Raw genomic sequence first — 19,177 nt, 5'->3', positions numbered from 1 at the left:
TCTTTTCTTATGCTGAAACGTTTTCGTTCTTTTTTCCTTTAAACACAAATGGGTCCAGCGCCAGGAATCGACTTCCAGTAAGCGCCAGGTGAATGGATGTCAAAAGCAGAAGGTAATCAAATTCTGCATTGCCCATGAATGGCGCTTTCAGCTTAACAGTGATGATGGCGCCGATCAGTGTAAGAGCGAACAGGACACCGACAATACGTGTAGCCAATCCGAAGAAGACAAGCACTCCGCCAATGAGTTCAATCGCTGCGATGACATACGCCATAAAGCTTGGAAGGCCTATGCTGCCGAAAAATTGGATGGTGCCCTCCATCCCCTGAAACTTTGATAAACCGTGAACAAAAAAGATAATACCTGTAATAACTCTTAAAAGTAATGTGCCAATTTCAAATGATTTATTCATTTTATCCTCCTTGATAAATGTTATCACTTACTTAATGTAAGCTAGTATATATACATAACTTGTTTACGTCAAGTAATTTTGTTACATTTTACGAAAATGAAATAAAAGTACTATAAAACTGTAACAAAAAAGACCTCTGTGCAGGACAAAGGTCTATTTCTCAAATTGGCTTTCATATAAGTCACTGTAAAATCCTTTTTGCCGAATCAGCTCGACATGGCTGCCTTTTTCAATCATTTCACCGTCTTTAAGCACCACAATCTGGTCCGCTCTTTGAATGGTGTTCAGCCTGTGGGCAATGATGACGCTTGTTCTTCCTTCCATTAAACGGGCGAGCGCTTCTTGAATGTTGACTTCTGTAACGGTATCAATGTTGCTTGTCGCTTCATCCAAAATGAGAAGAACCGGATCGGCAAGCACCGCCCTCGCTATAGAAATCAACTGCTTCTGTCCTTGACTGATGCCCGAACCGTTTTGCGTCAGCACGGTGTCATACCCTTTTGGCAGCCTTTCAATAAAACTATGGGCATTCGCTGTTTTTGCAGCGGCTTCGACTTCCTGATCAGAAGCATCAAGCCTGCCGTAGCGAATGTTTTCTCTGATCGTTCCCTGAAATAAGAAAGAATCCTGAAGAACAAACCCCATGTTTTTTCTCAGGCTCGCTCTAGTAAGGGTTTTAATATCTGTACCGTCGATTAAAATTTTTCCTTCGTTAGGCTCGTAAAAACGGGCGAGAAGGTTGGTGACGGTTGTCTTCCCCGCCCCCGTCGGTCCGACAAACGCAATGGACTGCCCCGCAGGCACGGTAAACTGTAAATGCTTCAGTGTCTGCTGCCCTTTATCGTAACCGAAGGACACATCCCGGAATTCAATGCTGCCTGTTTGGATGGGCTGATGCACGGCGTTCTTTTCATCCTCGCGCTCTTCTTTTTCATCAAGCACGTCAAACACCCGTTCAGCGCCGGCGATTGCGGACAGCATCGTATTAAACTGGTTGGCCAGATCGTTTAAAGGGCGTGTAAATTGTCTTGAATACTCGGCAAAGACGACGATGGAGCCGATCGAGATCCAGCCTTTCAGCGCAAACAAACCGCCGATTGCCGCAATCATTGTAAAACTTAAGTTATTCAAAGAGTTCATGACCTTCGGAATAAACCCGGAAATCGTCTGCGCCCAAAAGCCCGAAGTTTTGAGTGCAGCGTTTTTTTCGAGGAATTCAGCAGTAATCTGCTTCTCACGTGAATATGCTTTGATGACCTTTGCGCCTGAAACAGATTCCTCAATATACCCATTCAGATCACCAAGGTTTTTCTGCTGTTCTTTAAACAGCTTTCCCGTTCGGTTGGTGATCCATTTCAGGCTCGCTGCCATCACCGGAATAATGGTCAGCGTAATCAATGTAAGGAGCGGGCTCATGTACAGCATCACCGCAATCGTCCCGACAAAGGTGATCACGCTTGACAAAATTTGAATGACTGACGTGTTTAAGGTAGAACTGACATTTTCGATGTCATTCGTCACCCGGCTCATCAGCTCGCCGTGCCGCTGTTTATCAAAAAATGGAATCGGCAGCTCATGCAGATGGGTGAACAATTCGCTTCTCATTCTGAAAACCGTGCCCTGCGAGATCGTAATCATCCAATAGTTTTGAAACCAAAGCGACAGAGACTGAATGATATAGATAGCGAGCAGAAGAAGCAAAACGGGAATCAAGCCGCTGACCGTTTTCCCGACGATAAAATGGTCGATGGCCTTTCCAATCACAAAGGGGCCAAGGAGCCCGAATATCGCGCTGATGACAACCATCAGCATGACAAGGATCAGCAGTCCTTTTCTTTCAGCCAAGTAAGACCAGATTCGTCTCAGTGTGCCCTTTGTATCCTTTGCTTTCGCCCGCTTTTTCGCGCCTTCTTTTTTGTCAATTGGCAGTTTGGGATATTGGAATGGCTTGCGGATGTCTTTTAGCATGACTCGCTCCCCTCCCTTCCGAATTGTGACTCGTAAATGCGCTTGTATAACTGAGATTCAGAAAGCAGCTCACTGTGAGTGCCTTTTTCAATCAGTTCGCCGTCCTCAAGCAGCAAAATCTGATCAGCTTTCATCGCCGTGGTTATTTTTTGTGTAATGATCAAAGTTGTGCAATGGTATGTGCTGATTGCTTCAAGCAGCTTCGCCTCCGTTTGCAGATCAAGCGCGCTTGTGCTGTCATCTAATAGAAGGATAGCCGGTTTTCGAATCAGTGCCCGCGCAATGGAAATTCGCTGTTTTTGGCCGCCGGACAGGTTGACGCCTCTTTGCCCCAAAACAGTGTCATATCCATTTGGGAGCTTCAAAATCGTTTCATGAATTTGCGCATGTTTGGCCGCATCCATTATTTCATCTAGTGAAGCATTTTCTTTGCCCCAAGCGATGTTTTCTTTGATTGTGCCGGAAAACAAGAGGACTTCCTGAGGTACATATCCAATTTGCCTGCGCAGCCCTTCAGCCGGAAAATCTTGAACCGGCTTTTCATCTATGTAAATGCGGCCTGAATCCGGCTGATAAAGCCGCGGAATGAGCTGAAAAAGCGTGGACTTGCCCGAGCCCGTCGCACCGAGAATCGCGATCGTTTCTCTTGGCTTTGCGGAAAATGAGACATTCCTGAGCGCTTCTCTGTCCATTTCAGGATAGCGAAAGGATACATGCTGAAACTCAATCCGTCCTGACAAACGATCAGATATGATGCCTTCCTCCCGCTCGTCGCCTTCTGTTTCAAGCACCTCACCGATTCTATCCCCTGAAGCCTTCGCCCTGGTGAAAATCATAATCAAAAACGGAAACATCGAAAGCGCACCTGTAATTCGTGTTGCGTAGTTAATTATCGCAACAACATCGCCAACCTGAGTGCTTCCGCTCGTAATACTGTAGGACCCCGCCCACAAAATCAAAAGGATGCAGAGATTCATCATCAGCATCAGTACAGGCATCGTGAATTCCACAAGCTGAAAGGCCGAAACCGTTTTTTCCATCAGCCTTGTGTTGGCTTTGATAAATCGTTTGACTTCGTGGCTGCCGCGAAGCAGCGCTTTGATCAGCTTGATTGCGATTAAATTTTCCTGCATGATGGTGTTCACTTGATCCAGCCTTTTCTGCACTGAGCGGAACAGTGCCCCGCCTTTCCTTAATACCCATAGCAAAAACAAGATCAGGATCGGAATGGTCACAAGCAGAAAAAAGCCGAGTTTCACATTAACGGCAAGCGACAGCACAATGCCTCCTGCAATCATTAAGGGAGCCCGCAGCATAAACCGCAAACTCATAAAAATCATATTTTGAACCTGTGTGACGTCGTTTGTCAGCCTTGTAATATAAGAAGAGGACGAAAACTGTCCAAATGTGGAATAGGAGAAGGACTGGATTTTTTGAAAAAGCCCTTTTCTCGTATCATAGGAAAAGCTTTGGCTGACATGGGCGGCATAAAAGGAATTCAGCATCCCCGCCGCAAAGGATAACACGGTCAGCCCGATCATGACCGCGCCCCATATCCATACATGCCGCAGATCTTGCTTCAATATCCCATCGTCGATGATTTTTGCGATCAATAAAGGCTGCATCAGTTCAACTGCAAGCTCCGTCAGCATAAGAATCAGAGCAATTCCCGCCAGCAATGAATATGGTTTTAAAAACGACAAAGCCTTTTGCATGTAAAAGCCTCCAAACCCCTTTTAGCAATATGTACTTTTTATTTTAATTGTTTATAGGGCTTGATGAAAGAATTTTACTGTCATGAAGTGTTATGAAAGCATAGAAAAGCACTGAATTTATCGATAACCAAAATCACTTTATCTTTTAGTCAAGAGCTATTCACTGCTGATCTGCGTTCATTAAAAAATATCAAAGATTTTACTCTACTCAAGTTGAGGTGCTGGATAGACTTAGATAAATTAGGAAGATTGCTGGAACCGTAGGAATAATGAAAAAGATGAATTTTAAAATGAAGACCTTTTTGCGAGGAATATAATCTCATAAAAATGCGGTGAAAAATTTCTAAAATCTAATTAAAACTCTAAATAGAGTGCATTGTTAAGCACTCTATTTAGAATCTGTACATTTTAATGTTACCGAATAAAAACTAAAACCACTCCATATCCCTTACTTTTGTCGAACTCTTTGATGACTCTCATGACCTGCCACCTTTGTTTAGGAGATACCGTTTTTGTAGCAATTCCGTTGTTATGCGCTTGAATAAAGTCTCCGGCTTCTACTGTGCTGTCGCATCTTACATAAACCTGTCCTACAAGGCCCACAACATTCCATTCATCCCTCTCTTCCCTAGAGGCATAGTTCTTATCTGGCTTATAATCAGGGTTTTCCATAGGCGCCATGACGATTTGGCCATTGGCACCTTTCTGTTTTTCATAAATATACCCGCCAAAATCATTCTTCAGGTATCTTCCAGACCAATGGAAGCTTGACTCACCAAGTATCACACCAGCTGTTTCAGAAATAACTCCAAGCATAAAGTCACCTTTTTTTGCAGGTCTAATTTTATCACCCTCCAAAGTAACTAGGGTTCCTGCCGGAATTTTTTCACCGCTTAGGCTCTCAAAATATTCAGCGTAATCCGAGAACGTTTGGGAACTTTTTATGCTTCCTGAAGCCTTAATCGTTCCATCTTTTGCATGAAATTCTATCTTTCTGTTTGATGAGGATGGTGTGCTCCCACTTGCCCATCCTAGAGCAACAGAGTCTGAGTTCGGATTGATCGTATTATATGAGGCTATCACAGAAGATTGAGCAGCCCCAGTTGCTCTGCTTCGAACAGATCCAGCTACAAAATTATTATTTCCAGTAGCGTGGGAATCACGAGAGCCAATAATCCCGCTTCCTTTATGTTTAAACAAAAAGTACGGCGTCACGACGCCGCCAATCTTAAAATCTGTTTCGTAGCCTGAAAAGTCACAATTAGAAACATTAAGATCAGGGTCAACAGAAAAAATCCCAACTGTACCACTGTTATTTTTAGGCGATCTTTGCCCCCATACATTACTAACTACAGACTCGTACATACCGCTCCCAAAAACAACACCCTTTTCGGCTGAATCGATCAATGTGACACCATCAATCATTACCTTGCCGACAGAATTGTCGCCACCTACAATATAAAGATCATTATCAGCAGTTTTAAATCCTCGAATCGTTATATTCTTTAAATTGATTAGACGCCCTTTATAATACACGCTTACGACTGAATTTCCCTTATAGTTAATGGAGGAATCATCGCATATAGCATGAAAATTAACCACATTGACGCCATCGTAACCTGAAATTTGCAATGCATTCGGCCCTGCCCCTTTGTACAGATCACTTGGCTTAGGGTTATATGCGATACAGTTAGCCAGCTGAACGTCATGAGCTGATGCTGATTGAGGATCACTTGCTGTGTGGTGTCCTATATGCCGAATGCAAAAACTAATTGCATTTTCATAGGCACGGCAGTTCACAAGTTGAACTCTTTTTGCAGCCGGAGCATAATCATGAGCTTTAATTTCAAATCCTCGAACTCCTCCAATTGCGATGCAGCTATCAACCATTACATCCTGAGAGCCATCATCGATTTCAAAACAGTTTGTATTTGAAGACCCATCATTTAACCCCATCGGATGGTAAGAAAGACAATGACTGAAAGTCGTATGCTTTCCAAAGTGACATGTGAAATTATCATCGCCAGAGCCTGTTGCTTCGCAATATGAGAAGGTTACAAAGTTGCAGCCACCAGGCTGATAAAAGGTAGGATCATCATTTTCTCCGTGTCTGTTATAATTAGGGCTTGTAGCATCAAACCCGTGAAGGCCGGCATTTTTTGCAAAAACATGCTCTACAAAAGAGTAATCCACATTTGCAAAAAGCAAGCAGCTTGAAGTGGGCCCCTTAGGGATCTTCCATCCAGCAGGACGCGTATCTTTATTCCAGTCCAGTGTCAAATGTCCAATGTAGATATTTTCATTACCATTTGTATGATCACTATTGGTGAGTACAGAGTGACCAACTGGCGTATCGTCTAATAACTTGATGATGGTCCTTTTTTTACCCGCTCCAACCAGCATTGTATTCGAAGGAACGAGCAAGCCAGATACCCTAAATACGCCTGCAGGAACTTTTATGAGATAACCGCCTTCGGCCATCGCATCATGAAATGCTTGCGTATCATCTGTGACCCCGTCTCCTTTAGCTCCATAATCCATTACGTTTCGTTCATCAAGGTACTCAAATCTGTTCTCATACATTTTGAGTCTTTCATTTAAGTTTTCAAAAGTTGTTATTCCATTACTTAATGCAATCCCAATTTTACTATCAATCGTTTCGAAATTCTCGGCAAGCTTGGAATCAATCTCAATACTTTCTGTGCTTTCAGGTTTGTAAAGACCTAAAAACGTTGTATAATTTTCCATTTTTACTCCCCCTATTGGTTTCAGTTTTTAAGAAACATAACATCCCTTGCACTTATAAGTGGCAAACGTATGACAAACAAAAAAGCGCTGTCTTTAAACAGCGCACTGATCAAATAATTTCACCTATTCATTTAGTAATTTTTCCACACGCTCCCGCATCTGCGGTACGCTTAATCCGATAATTACCTGAAACGCCTTCCCGTTCCTGACAACGCCGTGTGCGCCCAGCGCGCGGAATACGCTGTCGGGTTCAACCTTTGTTTCATCCTTGACACTGACTCTGAGGCGGGTGGCGCAGTTTGTGACTTCAGTGATGTTGTCTTTTCCGCCCAGCGCTTCAATATACAGAAAAGCGGTGTCATCAGCCGTTTCAGCAGCGGAGGCCGTTTCCTCCTTGTTTTTTCGTTCTCTATATTCCTTTTTCGAATATAGCTTTGTTTCCTGCTGTTCATCCTTTTCCCGTCCTGGTGTAGCGATATTGAATTTGAGGATTAAAAATCTGAAGACGAAAAAATAAATTGCTGTAAACGAGAGCCCGATCAAAATTTGATACACATATGTCATACCGTGGCTGCCAAAGAGCGGAATCCAGTTCAAGGTTACCGCCTCAATCAGCCCGCCTCCCATATTTCCTACGACGCCGGCCATATACATAACTGTCGACATTGTGGCGGCAAGCACGGCGTGAACCGCAAATAAGAAAGGTGAAATGAATAAGAACGTAAACTCAATCGGCTCTGTAATCCCGGCGACAATCGCTGTCAGTGTGACAGGAATCAGCAGCCCTGCGACGAGTTTTTTCTTTTCCTTTTTGGCTGTCACATAAAAAGCCAGAGCGATACCCGGAATACCGAAGATTTTCGAGTTGCCGTGAAGCGCGAATCCGCCTTGCGGAAAGAGCTCCTTCAGCGGTTTGGCGCTTTGCGAATATTCGCCAAGATGCTGTGCCCAATACGTGACGATCCCGCCTTCCGCTACAGCCGGGCCATAAATAAACGGCGTGTAAATAAAGTGATGAAGGCCAGTTGGAATTAAAATCCGTTCCAAAAACGTGTATATCCAAACGCCCACCGCCCCAGAAGCAACCAGGAAGCTTTGAAGCGAGCCGATTCCCGATTGAACCATCGGCCAAATATAAGACACAGCCAAGGCAATCGGAATCATAATAAAGAAGGAAATCATCACGATATATGTTGAGCCTTGAAAGATGCCGAGAAAATCGGGCAGTTTTTTATCAAAATAGCGATTATGCAAAAAGACGACAATCGAAGAAATAAAGATGGCCCCGATAATGTTGGTGTCGAGCGTTTTAATGCCTGCAATCATCGTTAACCCGCTCGTTCCGCCGACCTCTTGGTTCATGTCGACGCCAAATGCTCCTCCCCATACCGTCAATATCGCGCTGACAAAATAGTTGAATGTCAGGTAAACAGTAAGCGCTTCCAAACAAGCGCGTGCCTGAGCTTTCTTCGCCAAAGCAACCGGGATGCCAATGGCGAATAAGAGCGGCATTTGGTTAAAGACAGTCCAGCCGCCCTGCTCAATGATATACCAGCACTGATACCAAAAACCGTCAGGATCGGCGAGCGGGCCCATGAGGGTTTTATTTTTAAAGAGCGTGCTGATACCGACGATAATGCCGGCGAACGCGAATAATAAAACAGGCACAAACATCGCGCTTCCAAAGCGCTGAATTTTTTGCATCATACCAGAACCCCCTGCTACTCATTGTCATTTTTTTCTGCCTCTTTGTAATCAACATATGCGCGGAACAATGCTTCGCCAACGAGAAAAAACGGTGCAAAAGCGACAATTTCCGTTTTATCGCTTAATGTCACAGGTTTGCTTGTCGCATAAAGATTATGCGGAGTCAGCTGGGCGAGGACATTGTTTTTTAAATTCGTAATGGAAATAAAGGGAATACCCTTTGCAGAAAGCATTCTTGCCTGAGGAATCAGCTCCGGTGTTTCTCCGGAAAGAGAAATGACGATAAACAGATCGTTTACTTTAAAATCATCGCGCATCAAATTAAATTCATTTGTGTCTTCAATTAAAATAAGATAGCGATGGCGCGGAATAAACATTCTTTGCAGGTCGCGGGCGCATATCTTTTGCGCATTTCCTGAACCGTAGACGAAAATGCGGTCCGCTGCATCAATCAGCTGGCACATGTCCGTCATGTCCTTTGTCCGTAAGAACTTCAAATTTGCTTCAATATCATCAAGCAGCTTTTGAAAACTCATACTCTCGCCTTCTTCCGGCTGATCTTCCCACTTTAAAAAGACGCGAAATTCACTGTAACCGCTGAAACCGAGCTTTTGGGCAAGCCGTAAAATTGAGGAACGCGATACACTGCAAGCTTTGGCCAGCGCGTCGATTCCAAGGTGATAGCATGTGTGCTTATGATTCAATATATATTTTAAAATATGAAAATCGTTGTCATTCAATTTGCTGTAGTGCTGATTGATCAGTTCTTCGAGCTGCATATCAGATCCCCCCATTTTCTTTCTATTATATACAATTACAGATTCGAAAATGGGGGAATTTCAGTTATGATATGCGGGTCGGACTTTGATCAAGCTCAGGCCAGAAGTCTTTGTTGGCCTCCATTAAATCCTCGAGAATGAGTCTTGCCACACGCGCGTTCGGCACTGTTTTTGACAAAATTAGCGCCTGCCACAGCTTTTGGAACGATTTCTCCGCCCACGCTTCAACAGTCAGCTTCTCAACGGATACCTGCTGCTCCATAAGCCCTTTTTGGAATTGCGGAATGGTGCCGACGGTAATCGGTTCAGGCCCATTTGAGCCGACAATGCATGGCACCTCGACCATCGCAGTCGGGTCAAAGTTCGCAATTGCGCCGTTATTTTCAACAATCAACAGCATTCTTTCACCTGTGTTGTAGGCAATCGCCCGGGCAAGATCAACGATATATGATGCGTGGTCATCGATTTTGATTTCGCTGTTTTCCGTGGACTGCTCACGTGTAATCATGTCACATTGGCTGAAAATAAAAGCTTCGCGCCCTTCCATCACTTCATTTGCCCGCGTATGATTCGGATTTGATTTTTTCACCATATCATCCGGGAACAAATAATATTGCAAATACGTATTCGGCAGTGTGTCAGGATCTGCGGCCTGCACGTCACGCGCTTTGGCGAATGTGTCATTCCAGCTCGCCTCCACCGCTTCAGCCTCTGTTTTCGGAATATAGCCGTATTGAGATACATGCTCCTTCAGCTTCGGCATTAAATCGTTGCCCTCTTGATCCTGAATTGATGTCCACCAGCCGAAGTGATTTAATCCGTAATAGCGGACCTTCATTTCTTTTCTTGAGGATAAGCCAAGAATTTGCGCCATCCGGTCTTCGATCCCAACCGGCATATCACAGATATTGAGAATTTTAGAATTTGGTCTAAGGCGTCTCGTAGCTTCAGCCACAATCGCCGCCGGATTGGAATAATTGAGCATCCACGCATCAGGCGAGTATTTTTCCATGTAATCTAATATTTCAAGCACACCGCCAATCGAACGCATACCGTATGCGATCCCGCCCGACCCGCACGTCTCCTGGCCGACAACTCCGTACTTCAACGGAATTTGCTCATCAAGCGCACGCATCGCGTATTTCCCTACTCTGATGTGCGCCATAACAAAATCGACATCTGTAAAAGCTTCTTCCGGGTCAGTCGTCGCTGCAAATTCAATATCAGGCGCTTTTTCTCTGATAAAAACGTCACAGGCGCCTGCAATTCGATCCTGTCTCTCCTTATCATTATCATACAGCTTCAGCTTTCTGATCGGAAACTCCTCCAAATGGTCCAAGAGCATCAGTACGATCCCTGGAGTGAAAGTGCTCCCTCCGCCCGCTATTACGATTGAGGATGATTTTTTCTTCATATGACGACCTCCTTGATAACGTTTACAATTTCATTTATACCATGAGAAAGCGCGTCCTGTAACACGTTTGGCGCACTTAGGTCATTTGATCAACTTTAGTGTTTTTTCCCATAGAGCGGGAAATTTCTCATTTGCCTTATGTCTGAGGGATTTGTTTTTTTTACCTTTTTTGTAATCTTAAAGTCTCACCAACTGTGAATTTTAAGTGAATATACGCCCTTCCAATTCTTATGAAAAGGTTCTTTTGTACGATTCGGATACATGCCGAATTATTTATAATCATTTATATAAAACATCCAATTGTGCGTGAATTTAGAAAAGGCAGGGGACAAAAGTTGGACTCATATAAAGTCATTGAGCTGGCAAACAAGTACAGTGCGGCCGCAGAAGAGGTCAGAAGCTCCAAAATGCTGCTTGAATCCCGGTTATCTGCATTGGGAGATGCTTGGCAGGGAAAAGCAAGAGATTCATTTGACCAGGATTTCGAGGAAACGAAAGCCGCCTACGATCAATTCGAACAGGAGCTGCTTGAAACAAGCCAAGAGCTGAAGGCTGCCGCTGTCAAAATAGAAGAACGAAAAGCTGAAATTGCCAGAATGGAAGAACTGGAGCGTAAAGCAAGAGAGGAAAGACATAAACTCGGGAGGTGAACGGTGTGTCAGGAAACATTGCAGTTGATCCGGATAAGCTCGAACAGCTTGCAAATGATGTAGTCACTGAATTAACTGATATGGAAAACAAATATAAGGACCTGCATGTGGAGCTGGGGCAGATGATTTTGCAATGCGATCCCCGCTACAGCAGCTGTTTTTCCGGAGTCGGCGATGCGTGGAGCTCAGGAAAAGCGCTCGTCACTAAGCTAAGTGACAATGAGATTTTCATCAGAAAAACGGGCGATAAATTTGTGGAACAAGATGATATTTTGCGAAAGCTCTACAATGCCTACGACAAATACGGTACGATGACAAGCTTAACCGCTCTTATGCTGACACAGGGAAAATATTACGGATTAGGGCTTACAAAATTTGTGAAACAGCCAAGCGGCTTGCATACAGCCCAGCACTCAAAACTGCTCTTGGATATTTCCAGGGCTGTTGACAGCTCACGTTATCAAAAAGCGGCAAGAGTGCTTTTGAATCCTAAATATTTGTTGAAAAAGACAAACCGTCCATTTTCAGATTTGGTACATAAAAAGTTTACAAAATACTTCCCTCAGGACACGGTGGATTTTTCAAACAGCGTCAGAAGCTACACAAAAGGATTCCTTAATGAAGCCGGCGTACGCTCCACTTTGAAGGATGTGGGAAAAACGGGCTTGAGATTCGCGAAAGGAAATGCCATTACCGCCACACTGATTACCGGTGCGACCGAAACATTCGGAGCAGGCGTGAAAATTGCTGAAAATTATGCAAAATACCAGGACAAACCCGAAGTTCTCAAGCGTGAAAACGCCAAGGCTGTCGGGAATGCTGTGAATAATACGATTTTTGTTGCCGGCGGTGCCACAGCTGGTGCTGTCATCGGCGGTGCAATTGGAAGCTTTGCAGGACCTGTGGGTACTGTCCTTCTTGGGGCAGCAGGTTCATACATTGGCGGAGTCGTCGGAGAACAAATCGCCAAATATACAGCCGGTTTTGCCGAAAAAGCAGCCTTAAAGCTGAAAGAACCGATCCATGCTGTCGTTGATACAGCCAAAAAAGGGCTGGAATCAGCCGGCAAAGTCGTCAAATCAGTGAATGACGGCATCGATGCGGCGAATAAATCGATACATAAAGGGATAGACAGCGCGAAAAAAGGAATGGAAAAAGCAAAGAAAACAGCGGATTCGCTTATACACGGCGCAACCCATTTCCTTAAAGGGAAATTTTCATTTGGATAGGAGAATAAACAATGAAGCAGTTTACAATTAGCATAGAAGAACTCTTGTTTTGCTTTTACAGCGAAGGGTTTTTTGAACAGGGGATGGCCTTGAAGCAGGCCTATTTTCCGGAAATAGAAGATGAACAGCTCGGCGCTTTGTTCGAAGCAGCTTGCCGCTCACTCTTAGCTAAGGATGCAGCGGAATATCGGAACCATCAATATCGGTTAAAGGACGAGTACTGTCCGTTTATCCATGTATTAAACGACGCTGACTATACAGTGAAGCTTTCTAAATTTAACGGGCAAGGCGCCGAACAGAATGTGTCCTGCCATGTATCAAAATTCGGCACCTACTCTCACGAACTCCTTTTTGATGAACAAGTCCATCGCATTACAAAAATGGAATCAAGTGAAGGGTTACTTGCTAAGACAGATGAGTTTTTACATATAATAGATACAGAGGATAAAAGAGAATCGATTGTGACATTGACATCAAATGAATTTGAAAAACTCTTGGAGGGCGCTTCAGACAACCCTTCATATCTAAAAGAGTTCCTTGAAAAACATGACCACCAAGAGGACGTTACCCGATTTGCAAATGATCTGGCTTTGCGGAAAGGGAAAATGGATACACTTATGCGTCTGGCATATGGCAAAGATAACACTCCTGAAGTGGCTGACATGGCATTTGTCCTGCCGGGGGCCCACCATACTTGGCTTGTCACAGGCATCACCCAGAATGAATTTTCTATCCTCCCTGCTCATAAGGATGTTGTAAATCAAATCATTTCAAAATGATAAGAATTGAATTAACAAAAGGAGAAAAGCATTGAAAAACCAAGAAATCATTGAAGTCAAAAGCAAAATGTTCCTGAGAATATGGGCTTTTGTCGGATCTGCCGGTATGGGATTAGCATGTTTGTGGCTCTTTTATATGGGTATTACGTTTCAAACGAAATATTACCTATTAGCCATTCCTGCTGGCTTTCTGTTCACCTTGTTTTGTTTATATTTATTTATCATCTTCTTTCCGGCTTTCACCCCGCGGGGAAATACCATTTTCCGCATCAAGACAGGAAAAAATGGAGAAGTGTTCACTGACAAAGTGTCTGTTACGTTTACTGATATCAAGAAAATTGAGATGAGCCGCCATAAATTTAGTCTAAAAGAAATTTTCCAGGAAGATATATTGATCCAAACCGTTGATCAGAAGACCATTCGCATTCCCACTTGGAACATCATTCCGAATCCGTTGTTTTTCGAAGCGGTTGAACGCTATATCCTTCCCCATTTGAATGAAGAGGCTCAAAACAATTGGATCAGCCAATTTACAGAGGTTCAGCGAAAAGCGTATTTGAAGGAATTTGAGAATCATCCGAAGCTTTAAAAGCTCTCCTCCTCTATAATGAAAGATAAATGCAAATTGAGGAGTGCTCATGATGCTGATTACCATTCTTTTATTTCTCGCGGCAGGGCTTGCCGAAATTGGCGGCGGATATCTGGTTTGGCTATGGCTGAGAGAGGCAAAGCCAGCCGGCTACGGAATCGCCGGGGCGCTGATCCTCATTGTATACGGCATTCTTCCTACGTTTCAGTCCTTCCCATCCTTCGGCCGTGTATACGCCGCTTATGGCGGAGTATTCATCGTGCTTGCGATCCTGTGGGGATGGCTTGTTGACCGGAAAACACCTGATCTGTATGACTGGATCGGCGCATTCATTTGTCTCATCGGTGTCTGTGTTATTTTATTTGCGCCGCGCGGATAACAAAATGGCCTGCTTATGAAGCGGGCCATTTTTGTTTAATCCTCTTTTAAGTTAGTCAGCTGCACTTCATGCTCCTCTTGCGGTTCGTCAAGCGGATAAATTCTTGCTGTTCCGTTTTCTTCATTCACGTGCTGAATGTATATAGGAACGCCGTTATATGTTACTTTCTTCATGTCGGGAGATTCTACAATTTCTTTCGCCCTTTGAATATTCATCGTAACACCCTCCTTCAATACATAACGTTTCCATTTCCTGAAGGAAGTATGCTTTATGATTCAGCGGACAAGTTGAATTTTTTTAGGCGTTTGTAGAAAGTGCTTCGGGGGATCCCGCTGATTTTTGCGGCTTGAGAGACGTTTCCTTTTGCAGATTCAAGCGCTTTGATCATCATATCCTTTTGGATTTGCTCACGAAAAGTAAGCACGCCGGCAGCAGTTGGCTTTTTTTCTGCAGAGCTGGCCGGCAATCCAGCGGCTTCCAGTAAAGCAGGAAGCGATTCATCCCTCAGCCGGCCGTCCGGAAATCTGATAGAAAGACGTTCAAATACATTAAACAGCTCGCGAATATTTCCCGGCCACTTCCATTGCTTCAGCACATTACAAAAATCAGAAGGAAGTTCGCCTGGCCAATGATTCTTCTGTTTGTAGTACTCAAAGAGATCCGGGATATCCTCGGTGCGATCGCGTAATGGAGGGAGTTCAATTGGATAGACATGAAGACGGTAAAACAAGTCCTCTCTGATTTTTCCGTTTTCGGCAAGCTCGCGTAAATCACAATGTGTGGCGGCAATAACTCTGATATCAACCGGAATTTCTTTCGTCCCGCCGATTGGCGTTATCTTGCGTTCCTGAAGCACCCGTAAAAGTGCAACCTGCATCGAGTGGGAAATTTCTCCGATTTCATCTAAAAATAATGTGCCTTGATTCGCTTTTTGAAAGGCGCCCTTATAGCCATTTCGTTTCGCTCCCGTAAAAGCGCCCTCTGCATATCCGAACAGTTCGCTTTCAATCAAATCAGACGGAATCGCTCCGCAATTGACAGCAACAAACGGACCGTGCCGTCTCTCACTGTTCTCATGAAGCGCGCGAGCCGCGACTTCCTTTCCCGTACCAGTTTCGCCCGACAAACAGACCGTTGCATCTGCCGCAGCTGCACGTTCAAGGTTCATCAGCATCGCTTGCGATCGGCCGCTTTTCCCGATCACTCCATTGAATCGAAACACCTTCTTTTTCTTTTGTTCCGAAAGATAAAAACAAGTGCCGCCATCTCCTATGGTGACAGCTTTTTCGATTGAGTAGCCCCGTTCCTTCAACTCATACAGGTGCCGGCCCTGCCAATCCGGCATAGAGGTTCGAATCGGTATGCTCGCACTGATGATGTGCTGCTTGATATTGCATAGCACCATCGGCACACTGGATGCAGCCCTCTCTCCAAAACGGCTGATCAGCTCGAGCTCTTTCTCACGGCTTTTAGCTGCGAGTTCCCGTTCAGCTGCATAGGCGATCGCAGTGGCAATACCTAGCATATGAGGATGCGCGCCTGCAGCCGGACACGATATGTCAATCACACCCGCAAGGCTGCCATCCTCATGGTGAATCGGAGCGGCTGAACAGTTCCAAAGATGGGAAGCAATGGAGTAATGCTCTGATCCTTGTATCGCAACCGGCTCGCTAATGTGGAGCGCCGTGCCAATCGCATTTGTTCCGACAGCCGTTTCCGTCCAGCATGCCCCTTCGACAAAGTTGATGCGTTTGGCTTCATAGAGCGCGCGGGAATGGCCGTCCAATGCCAGAACAACACCGTCTGAATCAATTAGCAGCGCCATCATTTCCATTTCTTTTATGGCAGGCAGCAGTTTTTCGAGGTAAGGCTTTGCGGTCGTCAAGAAGAATGAATGTTTTTTTGACTGCTGATCCAGCTCCGTTTGCTGTAAAACCTTCGGGCCTTTTTCTAAATAAGGATTGACCTCAGCTTTTTTGCAGCGATGCCATGACTCGGCAATCCGTTTTCTTAATCGGGCTTCGTCAAGCACACCGTCTTTCACAAAACGTTTCCAGGTTTGCAAATCGTTTGGGACCGAATTCATTTCCTTGATCGCTCCTCCCTTACACGCCGTTTTCATCTATTGTAGGGGAAAAATAAAGCGCTTTCAACAATAAAAAAGCAGGCGCCTTATATCCATGCACCTGCTTTTTCCTTTATTATGCATGTACTGCAAGCCCGATCGTGCTTAACAGCGCCTCATGCAATGTTTCCGATAAAGTCGGATGCGCGGCGATAAAATGCTCCGCCATATCTGCCGTCATCTCACCATTCATGATCGCTGCCGCTTGGCCGATGAGCTCGGTTACGTCCGGGCCAATCATCGAGACACCTACGATTTCGCCGAATTCCGGTTCAGCCACGAATTTGACCTTTCCTTCCGCTTGCTGTTTAATGAGCGCCTTGCCGTTTGCGGAAAAAGGAAATTCGCCAATTTTCACATCGCCGTATATGCTTCTTGCCTGACGTTCTGTCATTCCGATACACGCGATTTCCGGGGACGTATAGATGCAGCGCGGCACATGTTTCTCATTGATTTTGACATCCCTTCCGGAAGCATGAGAAGCAGCGATGATGCCCTCATGAAAAGCGGCATGCGCCAGCTGAATGCCCCCTATAGCATCTCCGCACGCGTAAATATGAGGCACGTTCGTTTGCATGTGCCCATTCACCGGAATGCCCTTTGGAGAAAAATCAACTTCGGCCTGTTCAAGCTGTAATCCGTCAAGACGGGGTTTTCTGCCGATAGCCACCAGCACATAATCGGCCTTCGTTTTAAACTCTCGCTGACCGCTTTTCCATATTGCCGTTTTGGCCGTCCGATCCACCCGCTCTAATCTGGATGAGGTATGCACTTCGACACCGTCTTCCTCAAGTTTCTCCTGAAAAAGACGGGCAATATCTTCGTCTTCAGCCGGGATCAGCTGGTCCGCTGTTTCAATGATGGTCACCTTCGATCCCAATCTGGCGAACAGCCCTGCATACTCACACCCGATGACACCGCCGCCGACAATGACTAGTGAAGACGGAATCTCGGAAAGAGAAAGCGCGTCTTTGCTGTCGATGATCCATTCGCCGTCAAACGGGGCGAAAGGCAGCTCGATTGGCTCTGATCCGGAGGCAATCAATACTTGGTCCGCCTCTCTGATTTCTTTTCCGTTTTCTCCTTCGATCAAAAGCTTTCTTTCAGAAAGAAAGGAGGCTGTTCCCTTTACAACCTGTATTTGATTTTTCTTCATTAGGTACTGAACGCCTTGGACAAGCTGACTGACAACCTGTTGTTTTCGGCTTTGCATTTTACTCCAATCGACTGATATCGCACCTGCCGGAAGTTCGATTCCAAAGCTGTCGGCATGCTTGATTTTATCAAGAACGTTTGCGCTTTCTAACAAAGACTTTGTCGGGATGCAGCCTTCATTCAAGCAGGTCCCCCCAAGCTTGCCTTTGTCAATGAGCAGCACGTTTCTGCCCTGCTGTGCCGCGGAAACCGCAGCCGCATAGCCTGCAGGTCCGCCGCCGATAATGGCTAATGTCATGTCGTTTTCACCTGCTTTTCCTATAAAATTAATGCTGCGGGTTCTTCCAAATATGTTTTCATCGCCTTCAGGAATGCAGCGGCTGGGGCGCCGTCACACGCTCTGTGATCAAATGTCAGGCTGAGCGGCAGGATCGTGCTTCTGACGATCTCCTCCCCTTGATACACCGGCGTGTCATAGCTTGCTCCGATGCCGAGAATGCCTGTTTCCGGCGGATTTAGTATCGGTGTGAAATGCTCAACTCCAAACGAGCCAAGGTTTGTAATGGAGAAGGTAGAGCCTTGCAGTTCTTCGCTTCCCGCACGTCCCTCGCGTGCTTTTTTGGCATTTTCTGAGATGGATTGAGCCAGTTCTATCAGCGGTAGCTTTTCAGCATGGCGGATTACAGGCACCACTAAGCCATTTTCCAAGGCTACAGCCATACCAAGGTGTACATGGGGATGTGTGATGATGCGCTCATTTTGATAAAAGCTGTTCAGCACAGGGTGAGCTTGCAGAGCGAGAACGGCGGCTCTTGAGACAAAATGAGTGATCGTCAGTTTTGTGCCGTATCTCTCTTCAGCAGTTGGTGAAAGTTGTTTTTGAAGAGTGGCAAGCTTGGTGATATCAGCTTTCATCGTGATCGTCAGCTGCGCGCTGTTTGCTAAGCTTTCCTGCATTCGGACAGCGATGACCTTTCTCATGCCTGTCACCGGGATTTCCTGCGCATTCTGCTCCGACACAGGCTTTGCCTGATCTTTTTTCTGTTCAGCAAGGGCCTTTGTCACGTCATCCTTCACGATTCGTCCGCCTGGTCCAGTTCCTTTCAGCTGTTTTAGGTCTAATCCTGCTTTTTCTGCTATTTTCCTGGCGACTGGAGATATTTTCATTCGATCTTTTTTGGAGGCTGCGGGTTTGTTTTCTTGTTTGACGGGCTGAACGGCTTGCGGCACACTGTCTTCAGCAACAGGCGCGCTCGCCTCTTCCTGCACCGACTCATTGGCGTCCCCGATATAGCAGATTGCTGTGCCGGGCGGAACCTCTTCTCCCTCTTTCACTTTGATATCGATCAGCGTTCCTTTTTCAGGCGCTTCGATCTCCATTTCAATTTTCTCCGATTGAATGCTGGCAATGCTTTCTCCCTTTTCAACCGGGTCGCCTACTTTTTTATTCCATATCGATACTTCCCCTTGTTTCATGGCCATTCCCAATTTTGGCATCACTACTTTTACCGCCATTTGTGTCCCCCCT

General features: G+C 45.3%; 16 protein-coding genes. 5 read left to right on the top strand and 11 right to left on the bottom strand.

Features of this window, described 5'->3' with window-relative positions; all coding sequences use genetic code 11:
• Positions 1-7: 7 nt before the first annotated feature.
• The 7 genes from catD to glvA all read right to left on the bottom strand — a co-directional run bounded on the left by catD (position 8) and on the right by glvA (position 10,743).
• Positions 8-412 carry a DoxX family oxidoreductase CatD gene (gene catD, locus NYE49_RS04465; RefSeq protein WP_015252533.1) on the bottom strand — a complete coding sequence of 135 codons (405 nt, stop codon included), beginning with the start codon at positions 410-412 and terminating at the stop codon, positions 8-10.
• Positions 413-565: 153 nt separating this feature from the next.
• Positions 566-2,380 (bottom strand): ABC transporter ATP-binding protein, encoded by a 1,815-nt coding sequence (locus NYE49_RS04460; RefSeq protein WP_047182298.1) that lies wholly within the window; start codon positions 2,378-2,380, stop codon positions 566-568.
• Entirely contained in the window at positions 2,374-4,095 is a 1,722-nt protein-coding gene (locus NYE49_RS04455) for an ABC transporter ATP-binding protein (protein WP_268556126.1), read from the bottom strand. Before NYE49_RS04455 ends, NYE49_RS04460 begins: the two co-directional genes overlap by 7 nt.
• A 414-nt stretch (positions 4,096-4,509) precedes the next feature.
• Positions 4,510-6,843, bottom strand: coding sequence for a peptidase G2 autoproteolytic cleavage domain-containing protein (locus NYE49_RS04450; RefSeq protein WP_043940076.1), 2,334 nt, complete (start codon positions 6,841-6,843; stop codon positions 4,510-4,512).
• A gap of 123 nt (positions 6,844-6,966) precedes the next feature.
• A complete protein-coding gene (gene malP / locus NYE49_RS04445) occupies positions 6,967-8,550 on the bottom strand; it encodes a PTS maltose transporter subunit IIBC (protein WP_063335701.1) in 1,584 nt (527 codons plus the stop codon).
• A gap of 14 nt (positions 8,551-8,564) precedes the next feature.
• On the bottom strand, positions 8,565-9,329 hold the full coding sequence (glvR, locus tag NYE49_RS04440) for a MurR/RpiR family transcriptional regulator GlvR (RefSeq protein ID WP_100506796.1): 765 nt from the start codon (positions 9,327-9,329) through the stop codon (positions 8,565-8,567).
• A gap of 64 nt (positions 9,330-9,393) precedes the next feature.
• A complete protein-coding gene (gene glvA, locus NYE49_RS04435) occupies positions 9,394-10,743 on the bottom strand; it encodes a maltose-6'-phosphate glucosidase (protein WP_174616568.1) in 1,350 nt (449 codons plus the stop codon).
• Between the two features lie 335 nt (positions 10,744-11,078).
• Here glvA and NYE49_RS04430 point away from each other — a divergent pair, with 335 nt between their 5' ends.
• The 5 genes from NYE49_RS04430 to NYE49_RS04410 are packed head-to-tail and all read left to right on the top strand — an operon-like array spanning position 11,079 to position 14,369.
• Entirely contained in the window at positions 11,079-11,393 is a 315-nt protein-coding gene (locus NYE49_RS04430; RefSeq protein ID WP_003243177.1) for a WXG100 family type VII secretion target, read from the top strand.
• Between the two features lie 5 nt (positions 11,394-11,398).
• Entirely contained in the window at positions 11,399-12,622 is a 1,224-nt protein-coding gene (locus NYE49_RS04425) for a hypothetical protein (RefSeq protein ID WP_003243998.1), read from the top strand.
• 11 nt (positions 12,623-12,633) lie between these two features.
• Positions 12,634-13,401, top strand: coding sequence for a hypothetical protein (locus tag NYE49_RS04420; RefSeq protein WP_003243767.1), 768 nt, complete (start codon positions 12,634-12,636; stop codon positions 13,399-13,401).
• 31 nt (positions 13,402-13,432) lie between these two features.
• Positions 13,433-13,990: a YfjD family protein gene (locus NYE49_RS04415; RefSeq protein ID WP_174616569.1), complete on the top strand. Its 558-nt coding sequence runs from the start codon at positions 13,433-13,435 to the stop codon at positions 13,988-13,990.
• Positions 13,991-14,039: 49 nt separating this feature from the next.
• Entirely contained in the window at positions 14,040-14,369 is a 330-nt protein-coding gene (locus NYE49_RS04410; protein WP_015383120.1) for a YnfA family protein, read from the top strand.
• 35 nt (positions 14,370-14,404) lie between these two features.
• Here NYE49_RS04410 and NYE49_RS04405 read toward each other — a convergent pair whose 3' ends face one another.
• From NYE49_RS04405 to acoC, 4 genes are all read right to left on the bottom strand, one after another.
• Positions 14,405-14,584: a small acid-soluble spore protein H gene (locus NYE49_RS04405; RefSeq protein WP_015383119.1), complete on the bottom strand. Its 180-nt coding sequence runs from the start codon at positions 14,582-14,584 to the stop codon at positions 14,405-14,407.
• A 53-nt stretch (positions 14,585-14,637) separates the two neighbouring features.
• Positions 14,638-16,455, bottom strand: a complete 1,818-nt coding sequence (gene acoR, locus NYE49_RS04400) for an acetoin dehydrogenase operon transcriptional activator AcoR (RefSeq protein ID WP_047182292.1) — start codon at positions 16,453-16,455, stop codon at positions 14,638-14,640.
• Between the two features lie 115 nt (positions 16,456-16,570).
• Complete coding sequence (gene acoL / locus NYE49_RS04395; protein WP_047182291.1) at positions 16,571-17,947, bottom strand: acetoin dehydrogenase complex dihydrolipoyl dehydrogenase; 1,377 nt, start codon at positions 17,945-17,947, stop codon at positions 16,571-16,573.
• Between the two features lie 20 nt (positions 17,948-17,967).
• Entirely contained in the window at positions 17,968-19,164 is a 1,197-nt protein-coding gene (gene acoC / locus NYE49_RS04390) for an acetoin dehydrogenase complex dihydrolipoyllysine-residue acetyltransferase (RefSeq protein ID WP_047182290.1), read from the bottom strand.
• Positions 19,165-19,177 lie beyond the last annotated feature (13 nt).

This window comes from Bacillus sp. FSL L8-0358, assembly GCF_038593095.1.
Taxonomy (GTDB): Bacteria; Bacillota; Bacilli; order Bacillales; family Bacillaceae; genus Bacillus; species Bacillus subtilis.
This window is presented reverse-complemented; position numbering and strand designations above follow the sequence as displayed.